Annotated in this window: 15 protein-coding genes; 6 read left to right on the forward strand and 9 right to left on the reverse strand. The window is 61.9% G+C overall.

Annotation, left to right across the window (positions count from 1 at the left end; translation table 11 throughout):
* Positions 1–401 precede the first annotated feature (401 nt).
* The gene (locus HJB89_RS02960) at positions 402–3,980 is read left to right on the forward strand and encodes a DEAD/DEAH box helicase (RefSeq protein ID WP_221148876.1); all 3,579 of its coding nucleotides are present in this window, start codon (positions 402–404) and stop codon (positions 3,978–3,980) included.
* A gap of 283 nt (positions 3,981–4,263) precedes the next feature.
* On the opposite strand, the gene HJB89_RS02965 is transcribed toward HJB89_RS02960, so the two are convergent.
* Genes HJB89_RS02965 through HJB89_RS02975 form a run of 3 tightly spaced genes read right to left on the reverse strand, consistent with a single transcriptional unit; the run spans position 4,264 to position 7,354 of the window.
* Entirely contained in the window at positions 4,264–5,364 is a 1,101-nt protein-coding gene (locus tag HJB89_RS02965; RefSeq protein ID WP_221148878.1) for a D-TA family PLP-dependent enzyme, read from the reverse strand.
* Complete coding sequence (locus HJB89_RS02970) at positions 5,365–6,840, reverse strand: M81 family metallopeptidase (protein WP_221148880.1); 1,476 nt, start codon at positions 6,838–6,840, stop codon at positions 5,365–5,367. It lies immediately after the preceding gene.
* A 31-nt stretch (positions 6,841–6,871) separates the two neighbouring features.
* Positions 6,872–7,354, reverse strand: a complete 483-nt coding sequence (locus tag HJB89_RS02975) for a hypothetical protein (protein ID WP_221148882.1) — start codon at positions 7,352–7,354, stop codon at positions 6,872–6,874.
* Positions 7,355–7,465: 111 nt separating this feature from the next.
* Between HJB89_RS02975 and HJB89_RS02980 the strand changes: the two genes are divergently transcribed.
* From HJB89_RS02980 to HJB89_RS03000, 5 genes are all read left to right on the forward strand, one after another.
* A complete protein-coding gene (locus HJB89_RS02980; protein ID WP_097667163.1) occupies positions 7,466–7,855 on the forward strand; it encodes a RidA family protein in 390 nt (129 codons plus the stop codon).
* A 21-nt stretch (positions 7,856–7,876) separates the two neighbouring features.
* The gene (locus tag HJB89_RS02985; protein WP_221148883.1) at positions 7,877–8,740 is read left to right on the forward strand and encodes a MurR/RpiR family transcriptional regulator; all 864 of its coding nucleotides are present in this window, start codon (positions 7,877–7,879) and stop codon (positions 8,738–8,740) included.
* Positions 8,741–8,765: 25 nt separating this feature from the next.
* Positions 8,766–9,542: an SDR family oxidoreductase gene (locus HJB89_RS02990; protein WP_221148884.1), complete on the forward strand. Its 777-nt coding sequence runs from the start codon at positions 8,766–8,768 to the stop codon at positions 9,540–9,542.
* Between the two features lie 15 nt (positions 9,543–9,557).
* Positions 9,558–10,781, forward strand: coding sequence for an MFS transporter (locus HJB89_RS02995; RefSeq protein WP_221148885.1), 1,224 nt, complete (start codon positions 9,558–9,560; stop codon positions 10,779–10,781).
* 75 nt (positions 10,782–10,856) lie between these two features.
* Positions 10,857–12,059 (forward strand): ROK family transcriptional regulator, encoded by a 1,203-nt coding sequence (locus HJB89_RS03000; RefSeq protein WP_221117748.1) that lies wholly within the window; start codon positions 10,857–10,859, stop codon positions 12,057–12,059.
* 77 nt (positions 12,060–12,136) lie between these two features.
* Here HJB89_RS03000 and HJB89_RS03005 read toward each other — a convergent pair whose 3' ends face one another.
* The 6 genes from HJB89_RS03005 to HJB89_RS03030 form a co-directional block, all read right to left on the reverse strand.
* A complete protein-coding gene (locus HJB89_RS03005; protein WP_221148888.1) occupies positions 12,137–13,159 on the reverse strand; it encodes a bifunctional 2-polyprenyl-6-hydroxyphenol methylase/3-demethylubiquinol 3-O-methyltransferase UbiG in 1,023 nt (340 codons plus the stop codon).
* A 314-nt stretch (positions 13,160–13,473) separates the two neighbouring features.
* Positions 13,474–15,495: a beta-N-acetylhexosaminidase gene (locus HJB89_RS03010; RefSeq protein ID WP_221148891.1), complete on the reverse strand. Its 2,022-nt coding sequence runs from the start codon at positions 15,493–15,495 to the stop codon at positions 13,474–13,476.
* 36 nt (positions 15,496–15,531) lie between these two features.
* Entirely contained in the window at positions 15,532–16,476 is a 945-nt protein-coding gene (locus HJB89_RS03015; RefSeq protein ID WP_221148893.1) for an ABC transporter ATP-binding protein, read from the reverse strand.
* Positions 16,473–17,288 (reverse strand): ABC transporter ATP-binding protein, encoded by an 816-nt coding sequence (locus HJB89_RS03020; protein WP_221148894.1) that lies wholly within the window; start codon positions 17,286–17,288, stop codon positions 16,473–16,475. Before HJB89_RS03020 ends, HJB89_RS03015 begins: the two co-directional genes overlap by 4 nt.
* Entirely contained in the window at positions 17,285–18,187 is a 903-nt protein-coding gene (locus HJB89_RS03025) for an ABC transporter permease (protein ID WP_221148895.1), read from the reverse strand. The genes HJB89_RS03020 and HJB89_RS03025 overlap by 4 nt, the downstream gene beginning before the upstream one ends.
* The gene (locus tag HJB89_RS03030) at positions 18,187–19,167 is read right to left on the reverse strand and encodes an ABC transporter permease (protein ID WP_221148896.1); all 981 of its coding nucleotides are present in this window, start codon (positions 19,165–19,167) and stop codon (positions 18,187–18,189) included. The genes HJB89_RS03025 and HJB89_RS03030 overlap by 1 nt, the downstream gene beginning before the upstream one ends.
* Between the last annotated feature and the right edge of the window lie 14 nt (positions 19,168–19,181).

The raw sequence follows: 19,181 nt of genomic DNA on the forward strand, positions 1-19,181 counted from the left end.
ATTCCGCGAGCCCCTGTGCGCGCCCGCCAAGGCGTCTCGGCCGGAGAAAACAAAAGCCAGGGGCCGGATCGGGCGAGACCATGCTGTCCACACCAAAGGCCTGCAGGTGGTCTGGGCGGCTGCCTTGCACCTCATTTAGTCATCCAGAGTGCGAAGTAATTTTTTTCTCAAACTAGACTTGGTTCTAAATCTATTCGTCATGGCGGACGATTGGGTCAAGCGTGCTCCTGCGTTCTCGAAACCTGGAGCGGTCGTTCGTAGTGAAGGCTTGTAGGCATTGCGTCTCTTGGCGCACGCCGCCATCTTGCAACCAGTACCTGAAGCCGCTACGCAAGTTCAATGCTTAACACCACCGATGCTTTTAAAGCCTACATTGACGGGAATTCGAAAGGGAGCCTCGAATGGGAAATAGCGAGACGCTCAAGATCGACGTTCCAAGCGGTCGCGACAGGGCAGCCGTCGTTCGCTTTTCGGCCGAGATCGCAGCGATGGGCTATCATCCAAAAGTCGATTTCAGCTTCCGCAATGTCGATTTCGTCACGCCAGCATGGATGCTCCTGATCGTCCGCTCGCTCCGAAGCTATCGTGACGCTCGCCCTGGCACGCGCTGCAAAGTCGTCGACACCACATCGAACGCGATGACTTATGCCGGCCATGCCGGATTTTTTGACGCCCTTGGCGTGCAATGGGGGCGCGGGGTCGGCGAAGCGCCGCATTCTTCGACATTTCTGCCGATCACCTCCCGCAATATCCGTGACCTCTTCGTGAACCAACCCTTCTCCCGCCCGGCCGGCGACATCGTCCAAGACGATGCAGAGAAGCTTTCGGCCATCCTCACCCAGAGCCGCGAGGGCGACCTCTTCGATACGCTGAGCTATGCGATCCGCGAGGTCATTCGCAACGTCGTTGAGCACAGCAAGGCCAGTGAGTTCCTGATCGCGGCGCAATGCTGGATCGCGGCCGGCGCCGCCGAGATCGCTATCGCCGATGCTGGCATCGGCATCTCCGCAGGTCTTCGGTGCAACGGGAAATATAACCCCGCCGACGACGTAGAGGCACTATTGCTTGCGACACAGCCAGGCGTCAGCGGCGCAATCATCGCGCGGCAATGCGACGATGCCTGGGCCAATTCGGGCTATGGTCTCTACATGGCGCAGGGACTTGCCGACGGAAAGCAGGGCTTCATGCTGGCTAGCGGAACCGCCGCGTTGACTTCTGGGAGCGACGAGCACGTCGATCGTCGACGCCGCCATAAAGGGAACGTGCGTCGCGCTCCGATTGCGCGCCGGAGCGATCCCATTGGAAAAGCGTCTCTCCGAACTTGTTTCGCGCGGCGGCGCCAAGCCGTCGCCCGCATCTATACGCGCAAAGGTCAAGTCTGGGGGAAATTGATGACGACCGTTTACCAAAATCTGCTGTCGCTGATCGACGAAGGCTTGCTCGACGTCATCGAGCGAGTAGACTTGGCCACCCGCATGGAGCGCCTCCGGCCCATCCCGAGCGCATTTGCCAACGGCCCACTAGGGTCCTGGCTTTCGCGTCGTTTCCCGCAAGGGCAGTTGTGGAACCATCAATCGCTGGCGCTCGAGGCAATCGCCGACGGGAACAACGTGGTCGTCGCGACCGGCACTGCTTCCGGCAAGTCCCTCATCTTCCAACTTCCGCTTCTGCAGGCCGCGTTAGAAGGAAGCGGTAAGGCGCTGGTACTCTATCCGCTGAAGGCGCTGCTGGGTGACCAACTCGCGCGATGGCAAGGCATCGCGGTCGATCTTGGATTGCCCCCGAGCAGCGTCGCCGAACTTTCAGGCGATGTCGATATGTTCGATCGCGTAAGCCTGCTCGCCCAGGCACGTGTCGTCGTTGCGACGCCCGACGTGGTACAGTCCTGGATAATGCGCAACGTGACGGTTCCCACAGTCCGGGACTTCCTGCGCGATCTAAGCTATCTCGTTCTGGACGAAGCACACACGTATGAGTCGGTATTCGGTAGCAACACAGCTTACCTCCTGCGGCGTGTCTTCGCCGCCAAGCATCGCATTGCTCGCGGCTCCGCGAACCGACTGCAGATCATCGCGGCGACCGCTACGATCCGCAATCCCGAAGGGCATCTGCAAGCCCTGACCGGCCATCCGTTCGTGTCGGTAGGCGAGGATCAGGATGGCTCGCCGCGTCACTCCCGTATCCTGCTGCATCTAGCCGCACCGACGGACGGCGGCGAAGGCGCGCTGCGTGACGTTCTCGACCGCGTAACGGCGGGCGTCGCGGACGGCCGTGACGGTACGCTCATCGCCTTTCTTGATTCCCGCCAGGGCGTGGAGCGGGTCAGTGCCGGTTTCGAGAGTGACGACATCGTGCCTTATCGCGGCGGCTACGAAGCGAGCGACCGTAAGACCATCGAGAAGCGGATGCGGGAAGGTAGCTTGCGCGCGGTCGTGGCGACCTCAGCGCTCGAACTGGGCATCGACATTCCCGGCATGACCGTAGGCATCAATGTCGGCGTACCGGCCTCGAAGAAGGCATTCCGTCAGCGCCTCGGGCGGGTCGGCCGCGCGTCTGCTGGCATTTTCGCAGTCCTGGCGGATCACGCCGCCTTCACCAGGCTGGGTTCAACCTTTCGGGAATATTATGAGGGTTCGGTCGAGCCCTCCTATCTCTATCTGGACAATCGTTTCATTGCCTATGCCCACGCCAAATGCCTTCTCGACGAAGGCGAGCAGATGGGCGCCGCTGATCGCCAACCGCCCGGCGGTGCCGAGTGGCCGAGGCACTTTGGCCAGGTGTTTGGTTTCGCGCAGCCTGGTGGGGTCCGGCCGCGCGCCTTCGACATTATCAATCAGATAGCGACGACGGCCAATTCTCCACATCTTGCCTTTCCGCTCCGTCAGATCGGCGAGGCCAATTTCACGCTGGTTGCCGGGCCTAGAAACGCCGTCGAGCGCATTGGCGACATCGCTCATAACCAGGCGATCCGCGAAGCTTATCCCGGCGCGCTCTACCGGCACTACAAGCGCCCGCTGAAGGTTCGAGAATGGCGCGCCGGCGCTTTCGAGCGGTCGATCCGGCTTGAAAGTGCGCTCGACAAGCGCTCGACCCGTCCGGTCCTCAATACCAGCATCAATCTCAGCCTCGACACAGATTCCATCCTCGACGGGCGTGCGATGAGCGCGTCCAACGGCGTGCTTGCCGAGGTTGCGATGCGTGTCAACGAATCTGTGGTCGGTTTCAGGGTGGGCGGTTCCACCCATCTCTACAAGGACCTGCGCGCCTCCGACCCAGGGATGGCGAAGCGCCAGCGGGATTTCGATACAACCGGCGTGGTCATTCGGATTGAGGAACCCTGGTTCGTTGGGGGGTCCGGCGAGCAGGCGAGGTTGCGACAAGCCTTGGCCGACGCTCTGTATGAGATGCTCGTCCGGGAGAAGAGCATCGCGCCACATGACCTCGACCGGGCCTCGACCCGCATCGCGCTCATAACTAACGGTGCACCGCACAAGGTGACGGATACGATCGTCATCTACGACGCCGTCTATGGGGGATTACGCCTTACGGAACCGCTGTTTTCCGAATTCGGCTCGTTCGTCGAACGGCTGAAGCGCGCCGCTCAGGTCGCCGGAGACGAAGCGTTCATCGACCTTCGCACAGCAGACTCGATCTGCCAATGGTACCAGGGTCTCAAGGAGGGTCTCGCTGTGGGCGGTGGCGTCAATCCCGCGCGAGACGGCGAACTGCTCGTTTACGCGCCCGGCAGCCGCGTATCGGTGCGCCGCAACGGGATGTTGATCGAGCGTGTCATCGTGGAACCGTCCTATATGGACGTGCTAGGCGAGCGCACCCTTGTCTATTCCTGCGAAGGGTCAGAAGGAAAACATTTTATCCTGCCTGACACCATCGAGCCCAGCGGGCAGGATTGGCGCCAGGTCTATTGGAACCCGGAAACCGGGTGCTTTACTGAGCTTGATGCGGAATTTGGTGCGTTTTGAGCAGTGAGAAATGCATTTCCATTGGAGCAGATATTGGGAATTTTAGCGCCCGACAAGACAAGTGTTCGCTCTAGTGGGCGGCGACCGTTGCACGCCATGAGCCGCACGTTTCGGCTCCAAAGCGGATGCTCGCCTGTAGAGCCTATGTCCGCCATTGCGCAACGAAATCATCCGTCGCGCGCACGTCTCGCGTCAGCGACTGCATTCTTGCTGATACCGAGACCGCGAGCAATCCCTTGGTACTGCAGCCTTCCGGGAGCAGGTCATTTCGCCCAACCGGCCCCTACCAGACGAGGCCGCGGGCCGCGACTTGCTCGACGCGGGTGACCACGCCGCCTCGATGGAAGACCATCGTATCGAACAGGTTGGACACCACGCAGGTGTGGTTCGGGATGATGAAGAGCTTTTCGCCGATCTGCGGCCGGGGGCCGTTGCAGTTTGCGAGATCGATCACGCCATGTTCTTCCGAGAGGCTGCTGATCCGCGCTTGGGGATAACCGACGATCAGGCCGTAATCGCTAAAGCCCTGAAGATCCGAGGTCAGGGCCTTCGAGCCGGCGTCGATGACGGCGCGGTCGGCGTTTGGCCGTGAGACGACGGTTGCCAGCACATGCATGGCGCAGTCGTCCTCGCTGCAATGGCCCATGCGCACCATCTGGCGATCGTTGTAGATATAGGTGCCGGCGCGGTGTTCGGTGGCTGATGTGACGAGATGCGCCTCGAACAGGCTTGGCGTTCCGCCATTGCTGACGATCGGGCAGGTTATGCCTTCCGGTTTCAGGTGGTCCAGCGTTTCGGTGATGAAGGCTTCGACGGCGGCGGCCGATTGCGGCTTCGGATAGGTGACGATGCCGCCGAAGATGAGGCCGTCGGCAGCGGCGATGCGCTTGGCGAGCGAGGCGGCCTCCTCCGGCGTCTGCACGCCGCAGCGGCCGCCGCCGGTGTCGCATTCCACCAGCACGGTGATCGGCTTGTGGCCGGAGAAATGCGCCGCCAGCCCGTCGACCGTCGTTTCGCTGTCGGCGACGACCTTCAGCGCTGGGATCTTCTCGTTCAACCTGGCCAGGCGCTCGAGCTTCTGCTGTCCGAGGATGTTGAAGGTGATGAGGATGTCGCCGAAGCCGGCTTCGGCGAAGACCTCGGCTTCCGTGACCTTCTGGCAATTGATGCCCCTGGCGCCCGCGGCAATCTGCGCCACGGCCAATGCCGGAATCTTATGCGTCTTGATATGCGGGCGAAAATTCAACCCGTGTTCGTCCATATAGGATTGGACGCGGGTGATGTTGGCAGCCAGCCGGTCTTCGTCGATGACAGGCCGCGGCGTCGAGAGATCGGCGATCCTGTCTCCTGCCTTAGCGACGACGGCAAACCTGGCATCATGCATCTAGGCGGCTCCGCGTTCTCTACCATGTGGATCGGCGACGATCGGCCATATGGTCTTCGGCGCCCGCCGGTACGGCGTCGTCGCCGGATTATTGGGATAAGGCGTTCCGGCCGAGCAGTAAAGGATCTCGGCGGCAATCCTGGAGAAGGATGCGAAGAAGTGGTTGGTGGATTTGATCACCAGGATCTTCTGCCTGGCCGGGTCGATGCCCATCGCCGAAAACAGGCTGGGGTCGAAGCTCTGGGCGCGCGTCGAATTGAGGATGATGTCGATGCCGTTGAGCACGATATGCGCGGCATCGCCGAAAGGGGCGAGACTTTCGCCGAACTGCATCTCGGCATTCTTCAAGAGCTTGACGACCTTCACCGTGCCATCGATCGGATTGCCGGTGCCGGGCGCCGACTTGGCGCCGAAGCGCAACGGAATTTCCGCCCCCTCGCCCGCCGCAAAACAGATCTGCACGGCCACCGGATCCCAGATGGTGCCGATCGCCGCACTCGTGACCCCGCGGGCCAGAAGCTCTCCAAGAATGACCGTCGCATCCCCTGCCGTGCCGCCGCCCGGATTGTCCCAGACATCGGCGATGACGACGGGCCATGCGGTGGCAGTCATCGCCCGCGCGACGGCTTGCTTCTCGTCGATCTGCGGAACCATGAAGGTGCCGCGTTTCGAAAACAGCTCGAGGCCGAGTTCGCGCGCCAGGGCCGCGCCCTTTTCCGGCTTGTTGTCGGTGACGACAAGCAGCTTCGTCCCCATTTCGGGAACGTCGCCCACCATGAAGCCGTGGATCACCGAGATCGACAGGATATCGGGATCATCCTTCTCGATCTGCATGATCTTGTCGACGAAGGAGCGCATCGGTTCGCGCGATGTCGGGAAGACGTCGATCATCCGGCAGTCGAACACCGAGATATCAGGCTTGACCCGGCCTTCGAGCGTGTCGACAGCGATGCGCCAGAGATCCTCGGCGCGGTCGACGAAATCCGTATGCGGAAATTCCTTGAAATAGACGGCGAAATTAAGCGCGGCGACACGTTTTGTCGTGAGATGGCTGTGCGGGTCGAGCTCGGCGCAGATAAGCACGTCCGGCCCGACGATCTCGCGCATGCGCTGGAGAAGATCGCCTTCGGTATCCTCGTATCCGGCTGCCACCATGGCGCCATGCAGGCCCATGACGACGGCATCAACAGGCATTGCGGCGCGGAGCTGCCCGAGGATTTCGTCACGCAGTTCTTCGTAAGTTGTCCGGTTGACGAGGCCCGCGGGGTCGGCCCAGGCGGCGGTTCCTTCGATCAGCTGCCAACCCTTCTCTCGGGTGACGCGCCTTCCGACGGTGATCGGCGCGGTGCAGAGCGTCGGCGTTTCCGGATGTTGCCCGGGCGGGGCATAAAGAGAGGCTTCGAACGCGCGGCGATCCACGCAGATCGGGGAAAAGGTATTGGTCTCGGTCGCCAGTGCTGCCGTGAAAATGCGCAAGAAAGTGGCCTTCGTGTTATCGGCCCCTGCTTTACCCCATCGGGTTCGGCAGGTAGCCGGTGAAACCTGAGATTTTCCAGCGTCCTTGGTGCAGCCTGCAATAATAAAGCGTCTGCCATTGCAGGACGTCTCGGGTGCCGTCGGACTTGGAAATGCCGCCGTCGAACTTCTTGCGAACGAGCGCCATGTCGCCTTCGATCTCGATATCCTCAAGCGTCGTCGTGGTGAAGATCGCCGTGCGCGGATCTTCCGCGAAGCTCTGCTCGGCGAAATCCTTCGCCTGCCTCAGCCATTCCTGGCGATAGGCCGACAGCGTCGGGAAGGCGAGCCGCCATCTGTCCGAACTGACCTGCTTCTGGGCATCGATGCCGATGAAGCCCTCTTCGACGAAATCATGCTCCACCATCGACCAATCGGCGGCGAGAAAAGCATCGATATCGCGCGGAACGAGCATTTCCCAGATAACCTGCCGGGCGCTGTCGGAGGGAAAAGGATTCAGGAAAGGATCGCGCATATCTGCCCCGGATTGAAATTCTTTTCATAATTCATGTTTTTCACTGGTCAAATTCTGCTTTCTATGGTCCTTTGTCAACTTATCAAGAAAATAATTTGCAAGGACATCGGCATGCCCATCAAGCGCTATGGCACTGTTCAAACGGGCGCCGGCGGCAAGGCGCTGCCTTTCGCGCGTGCGGTCGAAGCCGACGGATGGCTCTATGTTTCCGGCCAGGTTGCGATGGAAGACGGCGAAATCATCGACGGCAATATCATCGCCCAGACCCATAAGACGATCGCCAATGTTCTTGAGATTCTCGAGGAGGCCGGATACGGCGTCGAGGATGTCGTGCGCGTCGGCGTCTGGCTCGACGATCCGCGCGACTTCTGGACCTTCAACAAGATCTATCAGGAGTATTTCGGCGAGCATCCGCCGGCGCGTGCCTGTGTGCAATCGTCGATGATGGTCGATTGCAAGGTTGAGATCGACTGCGTGGCCTATAAGAAGAAGGATGCTTGAGGAATAAGGGTGGGAACGGGCTTGGATATCTTTTCGACATTGCAGGAAGACAAGAGCAAGCTCTCCCCCTCCGAGAGCCGCATCGCGGAGATCATCGTCAACGACTTCGAGTTCGCCGTGAACGCCTCGATCATCGAGCTCGCCGAACGGGCCGAGGTATCGCCGCCGACCGTCACGCGCTTTTGCCGGCGGCTGGGCTGCGAGAGTTTTTCCGACTTCAAGGTGCAGCTCGCCCGGACCGCCCATATCGGCGTTCGCTATCTGAAACCGGAATCGAAAAGCACCGATCCGGCCGATGTCGCCCAGGATATCATCACCAAGGCCCAGAACGCGCTGTTTCTGCTGCATAGGTCGCTCGATCTTGCGGCGATCGAAGCCGCCGTTTCTCACATCGCCAAGGCCGATATGATCTATGCCTTCGGCTCGGGCGGCAATTCGTCGATGATCGCCGACGAGCTGCAGAACCGGCTGTTCCGTCTCGGGCTTCGCATCACCGCCAGTTCCGATCACAGCATGCAGCTGATGATGGCGGCCGCGGCAAGGCCGGGCGACGTGCTGATCGGCTCGTCCTTCTCAGGGCGCAATATGGAGCTGGTGCGGGCCTTCGAGCTTGCCCGCGGGGCCAAGGTGAAGACGATCGCCCTGACCCAGACGGCAAGCCCGGTTGCCAAGGCTGCCGAAATCGTCGTGCCGATCGACCTTCCCGAAGGCAACAACATCTATCGCCCGACTTCGACACGCATCGCCTACATCGCGACGGTCGATATTCTGTCGAGCCTGGTCGCCTATGCGGTGCAGCCGAAGGCGACGACCACGCTCAGGCGCATCAAGCAGCAGCTCGTCCTCCACCGCGACGGCGACGACCGGCAATTGCTTGGAGATTGAGGTTCATGAACGGGAGCGACAGAAAATGACGAAGTCGATAGCGATCGTCACCGGCGCTGCGGGCGATATAGGTACTGCGATCGCCGCGCGGCTCGCCGATGACCACGATGTCGTGTTGCTCGCCGATATCGATGCTGCCGCTGCGGCTGCGGTGGCCTCAAAGCTCGGGCCGGACAATCGCTTCGTGGCCGTCGGATGTGACGTGACCAGCGAGGCGAGCATTGCGGAACTGGTCAGACGCGCCGCCGACGCCGGCGTGGTGCGAACATTGGTCAATAATGCCGGGGCGGCCCGCGCCACCAGCCTTCACGAGACGACGCCCGAAATCTGGCGAGCGGACATTGCGCTCAATCTCGAAGCGGCATTCCTGTGTTTTCGCGCCGTCGAGCCGATGCTGAAGGCGTCGAAAGGGTCCGTCGTCAACATCGCCTCGGTCAACGGCATGAATGTCTTCGGACACCCGGCCTATAGCGCCGCCAAGGCCGGGCTTCTGCATTTCACCCGGCTGGTCGCCGTCGAATACGGCAAGTTCGGCATCCGCTCCAACGCCGTCGCCCCCGGCACGGTGAAGACGCAGGCCTGGGAGAAACGCGCTGCCGCCAATCCGAATGTTTTCGAGGAAGCCCGCCGCTGGTATCCGCTGCAGCGCGTCGTCGATCCCCAGGATGTCGCCAATGCCGTTGGCTTTCTTGCCGGTCCGCTCGCCGCCGCCATATCCGGCGTCTGCCTGCCTGTCGATTGCGGCCTGACGGCCGGCCAGGCCGAGCTGGCGCGGACCTTTTCCCAATCGGAACATTACTGACATTCAGATGAGCGCATGAGCCGCCTTTTCCCCGACGTCTTCCGCAATCCGGCGATCCGCGCCAGCATGATCGCCATTTTCACCTTCGGAATGGCAGGCGCAATGACCGCGCCCTATCGTTCGATCGTGGGCATCCGCGAATTGGGCTTGAGCGACGGCCTCTATTCCGTGCTGAGCTTCGCCTCGGCGGCCGTGAACGTGGTCATCAGCATCCTGCTCGGCAATCTCGCCGATCGGCTCGGCGAGTACCGTTCGGCGATGATCGGCGCCTGCATCTTCGGCATCGTCGGCTACGGTATGGTCTATACCTTTCCGAGCGCGGCGGTCTTCATCATCAGCGGGTTGTTGCCGCTGCCGATCTACGGGGCGCTGAACTCGCTGCTGTTTGCCAATGCACGCGCGGCGATGCACGGCATGACCCGGAGCGACATGGTGACGGCCAATTCAGGCGTGCGCGCCATGATCTCGCTCTCCTGGGTGCTGATTCCGGGAGTGACCGGCCTGCTGCTTTCGGGCGCATCGAGCATGCTGCCGGCCTATCTCTTTGCCGCCATCTCCTGCCTTCTCTGCCAGGGCATCATCCTCTTCGCCTTGCCGAAACGGGTGGGAACGGAGATGGCCGCGGTTCATCATCTCACCTATCTCGGCGCCCTGCGGCAGGTGATTTCGCCGCGGATTTCAGCGCATATCGCCGGTGTGGCGCTGATCACCAGCACGCTGCATCTGAACGACGCCCTTCTGCCGTTGATCGCCACCGGTGCTGCCCATGGCGCGCTCAGCGATGTCGGCATTCTTGTCGGCATCGTCGCCTTGCTGGAAATCGTCTTCATCATCGTCTGGTCGCGGATTGCACGGAAAACCGGGCAGATGACGGCGCTTGCCGCCGGCACCGTCATCTATGCGGTGTTCCTCAGCCTTCTCGGCTTTGCCTCTGAGCCATGGCACCTCTATGCGCTGACCTTGATCGCCGGCATCGGCGCCGCGGCGATCATCAGCATTCCGATCACCTATCTGCAGGATCTCATCGCCGATCGGCCGGGCCTCGGCAGCGCGCTGATCTCCGTCAATATCTTTGCCAGCGCCGGGATCGGCGCGCTGGTCTTTGCCGCCGGCACCTGGATGACAGGTTATTCCGGGACCGCCATCCTCAGCGCTGTCACCGGCCTGTCGGGCATAACGATCCTCGGCCTGCTGCAGAGACGCAATGCCGTTGCGCCGGTTGACGCCGGGGTTCAATAGGCCTGACGAAGAATGCGGCTTTCATCGTTTTCCATCTTGTGACAAGGGTGGGGCACCATTTGCTTTGAAGGCGACATGAAGGCGATCTCCGGCACCAATCTCGAGCAGGCCAAATCTCACAACCGGCGTGTGGTGATCGAGGCTGTGCGGACGAACGGTCCGTTGTCGCGCGCGGCGATTGCCCGGATGACGGCGCTGACCGCCCAGACCGTGTCGAATATCGTCGAGGAACTGGAGAGGTCGCACCTTCTCGTCCCGGCCGAGGCGCAGAAGCTGGCGCGCGGCCAGCCGATCATCCCCTATTCGATCAATCCCGCCGGCGCCTATTCGATCGGCCTCGAACTTGGCCGTCAACGTGCCAGCGGCGTTCTGACGGATCTCTCCGGCGCCGTCCGCGCGCGCATCGAGCGTCCTATCGAACATCCCGATCCGCAACGGGCGATGCCGGTTCTGCAATCCATTGTCGAGGACATTCAACAGGCCTTCGTCTTCGACCGAAACCGGCTGCTCGGCGTCGGCATGGCCCTGCCCGGCCGCTATGCCGATGGCGGCATCACCTCTCTCAGCCCGCAGAATCTGCCGGGCTGGCAGGATTTTCCGGTCGGGCATGAACTGGAACAGCGGGTCAAGGTGCCGGTGCTCGTCGAAAACGACGCGACCGCAGCGGCGATCGGCGAGCGCCTCCACGGCGTCGCCCGCGGTTTGGGCAGCTTCGTCTATCTGTTTCTTGCCGGCGGCGGCGGCATCGGCGCTGGAATGTTCCTCGACGGCCACCTCTACAAGGGCAGCCGCAGCAATGCCGGCGAGATCGGCCATATCATCGTCGAGCCGCACGGCAAGCTCTGCAGCTGCGGCAAGCGCGGCTGCCTGGACCGCTACATCTCGCCGACCGTCGCCTACGAATTCATGGGCATTGCCAATGCCGAGGAGCTGTCTTCCGACGATCTCGACGCGCGGATCGCCAAGGGCGGCGAAGGTCTGGACGCCTGGCTCGACCAGGCCGTCCAGCCGCTGCGGCAGACGCTCGACTTCCTCGAACTTGCCTTCGACCCGCAGACCATCGTGCTCGGCGGCAGCGTATCGACCTTGCTGATGCGCCGGCTCGCAGAACGGCTGGAGCCGCTGCACGTCCCGATCGATCCCGGCCAGAAGCGGACCATCCCCCGCGTCATGATCGGCATGACCGGCAAGGATACCGCCATCCTCGGCGCCGCCGCCCTGCCGATCTTTTCCGAAACCAATCCGCGCTTCGACGTTCTGCAAAAGCCGGTCGGCTAAATTGAGTTTAGCCGATAGCCGGCTTGGTCGTAGAGCCGGGCTACGGCGCGCGCGGCGACACAGCGACGGTCGACCGGCTATTCAAACAGAATGATACTTGAAGGAGTCGGCGGCATCGGTTTGACTGTGACGCCGGCAAGGCCGGCCAGTCTTGCCATCTCAGTCAGTTCGCTTTGCGTATAGGCTTGGCCCGCCGGCGTGCTGGCGAGCATCTCCCAGGAGAAGGCTGCCGGAAAAGGTGGCGACACGCGATCTTCGTTCGGCACGAAATCGACCGCAACGATCCGACCATCCTCTGCAAGACCGGCGATGATCCTTCGCAACAGCCCTGCGCATGTCGGCAGATCGAAGTGGTGCAGAAAATTTGGAAGCAGGACGAGATCATAACCCGTGCCCCAATCGACATCGAAGGCACTGCCGGCGATCGTCCGATACCTGTCAGCCACGCCGGCTTTTTCCGCATTCTGCCGCGACAGCTCCAATACGGCGGCCCAATCGATGGCGACGATCTCCGCTGATGGAAAGGCTTTCGCAATTTCGATCCCGAAAATGCCTGGACCTGCAGCGATGTCCAAGACCTTTTTGGGAGACCTCGGCCAGCCGGAGATTTCGCCGGCCAGTATTTTGGCGCTGAGCCCGGTAAAGGAGCCCATGCCGCGCGCAAACTTCAACCAGACGGGATTGTCTGACGACATGTTCGCAAGCCCGGCCGAACCGCCGTTTCGCACGACGGCGGCCGGATCGCGCAGAAAATTATCCAGTATTTCGGGTGCGGCGACGAACTCGACAGCGGAGCCCATATAGGCCGGCGAATTGCGATCGAGGAACATTCTGGTCGCGGGAGTCATCCGGTACTGTCCGCTCTCCTTTGTCAGGAAACCATGTACCACGAGGTAGTCGCACAGGATGCGCACTCCACGTTCCGAGGCGCTTGTTGCCGAGGCCAACAAGGCTGCCGTTTTGCCCTCGCCGATATGAGTAAAGAGATCAAGCTCGATGGCCGCCTTGATCGCCGCCGTCTTTCGGCATGCAAACAGGGCATCGACCACGAGTTCGGGCGACACGACGCCAACATGGGCGTCTTCGACGATTGTTTCCATTGGGATCTCCCAGAGCCCTCGATCGTTCTTGCCTGGCAGCTCCAGCCGCAGAAATTATGCGCACATTCGCATATTCTACAATACTTACCACGCTAACCCGATCGGGTGCCCCAACGGCCGACCGCCAACCTCGCAGACCTACTCAAAGCGTATGAAAGACGGCTCGGTGGCGCCGACCAGGAACATTCTATCACGGTCCCAATCCTCGCCTTAATGCATGTCGCCCGGAAGTGTGCAGCGGTTCCGGGATAACGACACGCATAAAAACAAAGGCCTGAAGCGCGTCGCATGAATCAAGTTTGATGCGACGCGCTTTAGGATTCCTGCAGCCCATAAAGCAGCGGCATCAGCCCTGCCAGCGCCTTGAAACGCTCCCACGACTTGGATGACGGTTTCGTCCAGCCGGTTTCGGCCAGTGCCGAAAGGCGCGGGAAAACCAGACGGTCGAAAACGGCGCGATCCGTCATCGGTTCCGACCAGATGCAGGCCTGGATGCCGAGTAGTTTTTGTTTCTGGCTCGCTGTCCAGCCGCCGATGGGATCGAAGGTGTAGAGCTTTTCCGCATCCGAAGTCCCCGCCCAACTGGCGCCGGGCTCATCCCAGTCGGGCCTGAGCGCCATATCGAGGTAATAGACCTGCCCGGGGCAGACGACCATCTCGTAGCCGCGTTCGGCGAGTTCGGCCGAGACCTCGACATTGCGCCAGCTGCAGAGATAGCTCTTCGCTTTGTCGATGACATCGCCGTGCGCCGCCTCTTCCCATCCGCCGGTGATGCAGCCCTTGCTCGCCAGGAAGCGCTGGACTCGGTTCAGGAATTCCGCCTGCAGGACGGCCGCACCCGAGCCGTGGATATCGTCGGCGCCGTGGGTGTTGGTCACGACGTTCAGCCGCTTGGCATGCGCATCGGCAACCTCGCCGCCGGCGACTGTGCGCAGGCGCTCGAGTGCTTCCGGCGAGCCGGACCACGCGCCGAGGGGAACTTCGTCGGCGCCGAGATGGATGGTCTTGAACGGAAAGAGCTCGATGAGTTCCGTAAGGATGGTCTCGACGATCTCGTAGGTCTTCTCGCGGGCCGGATTGATGCAATTGTCTGGAAAGCCCTGAACCGAATAATAGCTGCCGACCTCGGCCGGATCGCGCAGCTCCGGTATCGCCTGCAGCATCGCGTAGCAGTGACCGGGCACATCGATCTCCGGCACGATCTCGATGCCGAAGCTCTTTGCGTGGGCGACGATCTCGCGGATAGAGGCTTTGGTGTAATAGCCGCCTGTACGGGCCGGGCTGGAACCGAGCAGCGGCGGAACGGCAAGGCCGTGGCCGCGCCAGGCGCCGATCTCGGTCAGGGCGGGATAGGCGTCGATCTCGACGCGCCAGGCCTCGTCGTCGGAAAGATGCCAGTGGAAACGATTGAGCTTGTTCCAGGCCAGCACCGCCAGCAGCTTCTTGATCTCGGCTTCGCCGTAAAATTGGCGGGCGACATCGAGATGCAGGCCGCGCCAGCTCATCGACGGCTCGTCGACAATTTCGCCCGAGGCCGGAAACCGGAAGACACCGGGATGCAGCCTTGCACCGCGCCAGATCTGGCCAAGTGTCACGAGGCCATAGAGAAAGCCGGTCCGGCTGCTTGCCTCGATCGTGATCGTCTCACCCTCGAAGCTCAGCCGATAGGCCTCCGGACTGAGCCCTGCGGCATCTTTCAGGGCAACCGGGACCGCGCCTTCCGCCTCAGTCCGCACGATGCCTTCGACGGCGAAGAGATGCTCCACCAGCGCCGCGAAGCTTCGCGCCGCCTCCTCCCCTTCCCCGCTCCGTGCCTGCGGCGCAAAACCGGCCGGCAGCGGCTGGCGCGAGGTGACGGCCACATGGTTCGGCCAAGGGATGATCGACACCTGGACGGGCGCATTGACGGGTACCGGATAGATCTCGGCGCCGCGTTTCAGCGGCGCATTGCTGACCGAAGAGCGCGTCGGCTCGATACCGAGCACGATGGTGCTGCCGTCGGAAAGCGCGAGATAGGCGCTCGTCGCGCCGTCCGTCCAATGACGGAACTGCCAGCTCAGTGCATAGACGGAGACCGTCCAGGTCTCGCCCGCGCCGAGAACGAAATCGGCCGGCGGTTGGAATTCGGTGAAATTGGAGAGCCGCTTTGAGACCGTGGCGCCTTCGACCCGCCCGGCCGGATCGACGCGGCCCGGACCGCTGATGCAGAGGGAGAAATTCGAAAGCGGCTCGCTGCCGAGGTTCTTGAGGCGCAGAACATAGGAGAACTCCTTGCCGTCGGCAGGCGGGTTCCAAAGGGTTTCAAGCCGCAGGGTTTTCGGTCGCGGTGTGGACATGGTCACTCTTTCCTGTTGAGAATCGGGCTTTGAAAATCAGCTCTTGGGCATTTCGGCATTGGAAACGCCGAGCGCGCGGATGAAGTGGTTGGGGCCGACCTGCTCGATCACCGCCGATTCAGGGCGACTCAGCGAACGCACCTTCTCGGCCTGTTCGAGGAAACGTGCGCTTCCGCCCGTCACGAACGGCCTGCTGCCGTCCGGAACGGCGGAAAGCAGCAGCCTTGTATAGGGATGGCGCGGGTCGGAAAGAACCCTCTCGGTGTCCCCCCATTCGACCATCTGGCCGGCAAACATCACGACGATCTCCTCGGCCACATGCGCCGCCGTTGCGATATCGTGGGTGATATAGAGCATGGCGAGATCGTTTTCCCGTTTCACCCTGGCGAGCAGATCGAGAATATCCTTGCGGATGGAGACGTCCAGCATCGAGGTCGGCTCGTCGGCCACCAGCACGCTCGGTGCGACGGCAAGCGCCCGGGCGATGTTGACGCGCTGCCGCTGCCCGCCCGAAAGTTCATGCGGGAATTTCTGTCTGGTCACATCGGGTTCTAGCCCGACGCTTGCGAGCAGCCGGGTAATCTCCTCGGCGAGATCAGCCTTTGCGCCGCTCGGCCGATGCAATTGCAGCGGCCGCGCCAGATGATGGCTGACGGTAAAGGCCGGGTTGAGCGACGAGAATGGATCCTGGAAGACCATCTGCACCTCTCGGCGGTAGCGATGCTCAGCCCCAGCCTGGCCGCGGGCAGTCAGCTCCTGCCCGCGGAAAAACAGCCTGCCGTCGGTCGGCCCGTCCAGGCGCGCAATGATGCGGGCGCAGGTCGTCTTGCCGCAGCCGGATTCGCCGACGAGCGCCAATGCCCGGCCGGGAAAAAGCGAGAAGGATACGCCTTTCAGCGCGCGGACCGCGCCGAAATTGCGCTCTATCCCTTCGAGCCGGATCACCGCTTCAGCGACAACGGGATTTGCCTCCGCTTTCATGCCACGACTCCCGATAGCTGCCGATTGTCCGGAAGCTGCGGAATGGCATTCCAAAGCTTCTGCGTATATTCGTGTTTCGGCGCATGGGCGACCTGGCTGACGTCGCCCACTTCGACGAGTTCACCCTTCAGCATGACGCCGATGCGCCGGCAGAGCTGCGCCATCAGGTGCAGGTCATGGGTGATGAAGAGTACGGAGAAGCCATAGGTCCGCTGCAGGTCGACGACTTGTTCGAGGATCTCCCGCTGCACGACGACGTCGAGCGCCGTTGTCGGCTCGTCCATGATAATCAGCTCGGGTCTCAGCGCCAGGCAGATCGCGATGACGATACGCTGGCGCATGCCGCCGGAGAACTGGTGCGGGTAATCGCCGATGCGATGCGTGGGAATGCCGACGAGGCGGAACATTTCCTCGGCCCGCGCCCGGGATTCCGCATGCGAGCAGCCGGTGTGCCGGCGCAGAACGTCGTGGAACTGCGCCTCGACCCGCATCAGCGGATTGAGCGAATTCATCGCGCTTTGGAAGACCATTCCGATGCGCTTCCAGCGGATTTTCTGCAAGTCGCGTTCCGGCAGCTTCAGGAGATCCTGCCCGTCCAACCGGATGCTGCCGCCGCTGATCCAGGCGGGCGCCTTGGAAAGACGGGTGATAGCATATGCGATCGTGCTCTTGCCGCAGCCGGATTCACCGGCAAGCCCGAAGATTTCGCCGCGGCCGATCGTGAAGGAGACTTCCTTCACGGCGCGGAATTCTCCCTTGTCGACGAGGTAGTCGACATTGAGCTTTTCGATTTCGAGAAGATTGTCGCTCATCGGCCAAACTCCAGTTCCCTGTTGCGGGCGCGGTTGAGGCGAAACCAGCGGGTCAGCGCCGGGCCGGAGCGGAGCTGCGGATTGGCGATCTCGTCGAAGGTGAAATTCAAAAGCGCAAGGCCAAGGCCGGTGAGCGCGATACCGAGTGCGGGCACCCCGATGTCCCACCACGCGCCGACCATGATCGCCGAGGAATTCTGGGCGTTGTAAAGCATCGTGCCCCAGGAGACTTTCAGCGGATCGCCGAAGCCGAGATATTCGAGCGTCGTTTGGGCGACGATGGCGTAGATGATGCTACCGACGAGGTTGATCCCGATCAGCGTCGTCAGGTTCGGCAGGATCTCTACGAAGATGATGCGCCAGGCCGGCTCGCCGATCATCTTCGACGCCGTGACGAAATCGCGATTGCGAAGCGCCATCGTCTGCGACCGTGTCATGCGGGCCCCCCATGGCCAGGAGGTCAGCGCGATGATCGTCATGATCGTCATCGGCCCCACCGTGCCGGCGAAGGAGGCGAGCAGGATCAGAAGCGGCATGTTCGGGATGACGAGCACGGCATTCGTAGCAAGGTCGAGACAGGCATCCGTCCTGCCTCCGGCATAACCGGCGACGAGCCCGATCGCCGTGCCGAGAACGGTGATGGCAATGCCGGTGGCAAAGCCGACGGAAAGAGAGCTGCGCGCGCCCCAGACGAACTGGCGATAGACGTCCCGTCCCATCTTCGTGGTGCCGAGAACATGTTCGATCGACGGCGGCTGATGCGAGCGCCCGACACGCGCTCCCGGCTCACCGGGGGCAACGAGCGGCGCAAACAGCGCCATCAGCCAGAGGATGGCGATGATGATCAGGCCAGCGAGCGCTTTCTTCTGCTTGAAGATGGGCCACAGCGTAAAGCTCATCACGCGGCCTCCCGCAATCTCGGATCGACAAAGCCGTAGATGATGTCGACGAGGAAGTTGGCGCTAAGGGTCGCGAGCGTCATCAGCAGCAACTGCCCTTGGATGACAGGGTAATCGCGGGCGATGCTCGCGGTATAGAGCGTCAGCCCCAGGCCGGGATAGTTGAAGACGATTTCGGTGACGATCGAGCCTCCGAAGACGGCGCCGAGCATCAGCGCCAGATTGGTCAGCACGGGAAGCATGGCATTGCGAGCGCCATAGCCGAACATCACGGTGAGGTGGCTGAGCCCCTTTGCGCGTCCCATCGTCACATAGTCCTCGCCGAGCACCGAGATCATCGACGAGCGCATCGTCGTCTGGAATTCGCCGATCAGAAACGGCGAAAGCGTCAGCACCGGCAGGATCGCATGGGCGAAGACGCTGCCAATAAAGGTGAAATTGAAGGCGGGATCGAGATTGGGATCGTAGGCATAACCCACCGGAAACCAGCGCAGCGAGACCGCGAAGACGAAAAGCGTCGTCAGCGCCACGATGACGGGCGGCACCGAAATCATGATCACCGAGAGCGGCGAGACGATCGTGTCGAATCGCCCGCCGCGGCGCCAGGCCGAAACTGCGCCCAGCACGACACCGACACAGAGGGAAAAGATAATCGCGGTCGTGACAAGGACGATGGTCCAGAGCGTCGAGCGGCCGAGCACCTGCACGACGGTCTGGGGGTAATATTTGACGGAGACGCCGAGATCGAGGGTTGCCAGCCCCTTCAGGTAATCGGCGAATTGCCAAAGCATCGGCTGGTCGACCGCGCCGAAGCGCGCCTTGATCGCCTCGACGGCGGCAGGCGTTGCCCGCGGGCCGAGTTGGGCAACCATGGCATCGACCGGGCTCCCCGGCATCAGCCGGGGAAGGATGAAGTTCACCACGATGGCAAAGGCCAGCGCGACCGCATAGACGCCGAGGCGCCGGCTCGAAATGCGCATTTCTGCTCCCTCGC

The sequence above is a fragment of the Rhizobium sp. NZLR8 genome (assembly GCF_019685025.1).
In the GTDB taxonomy this organism is placed as follows: Bacteria; Pseudomonadota; Alphaproteobacteria; order Rhizobiales; family Rhizobiaceae; genus Rhizobium.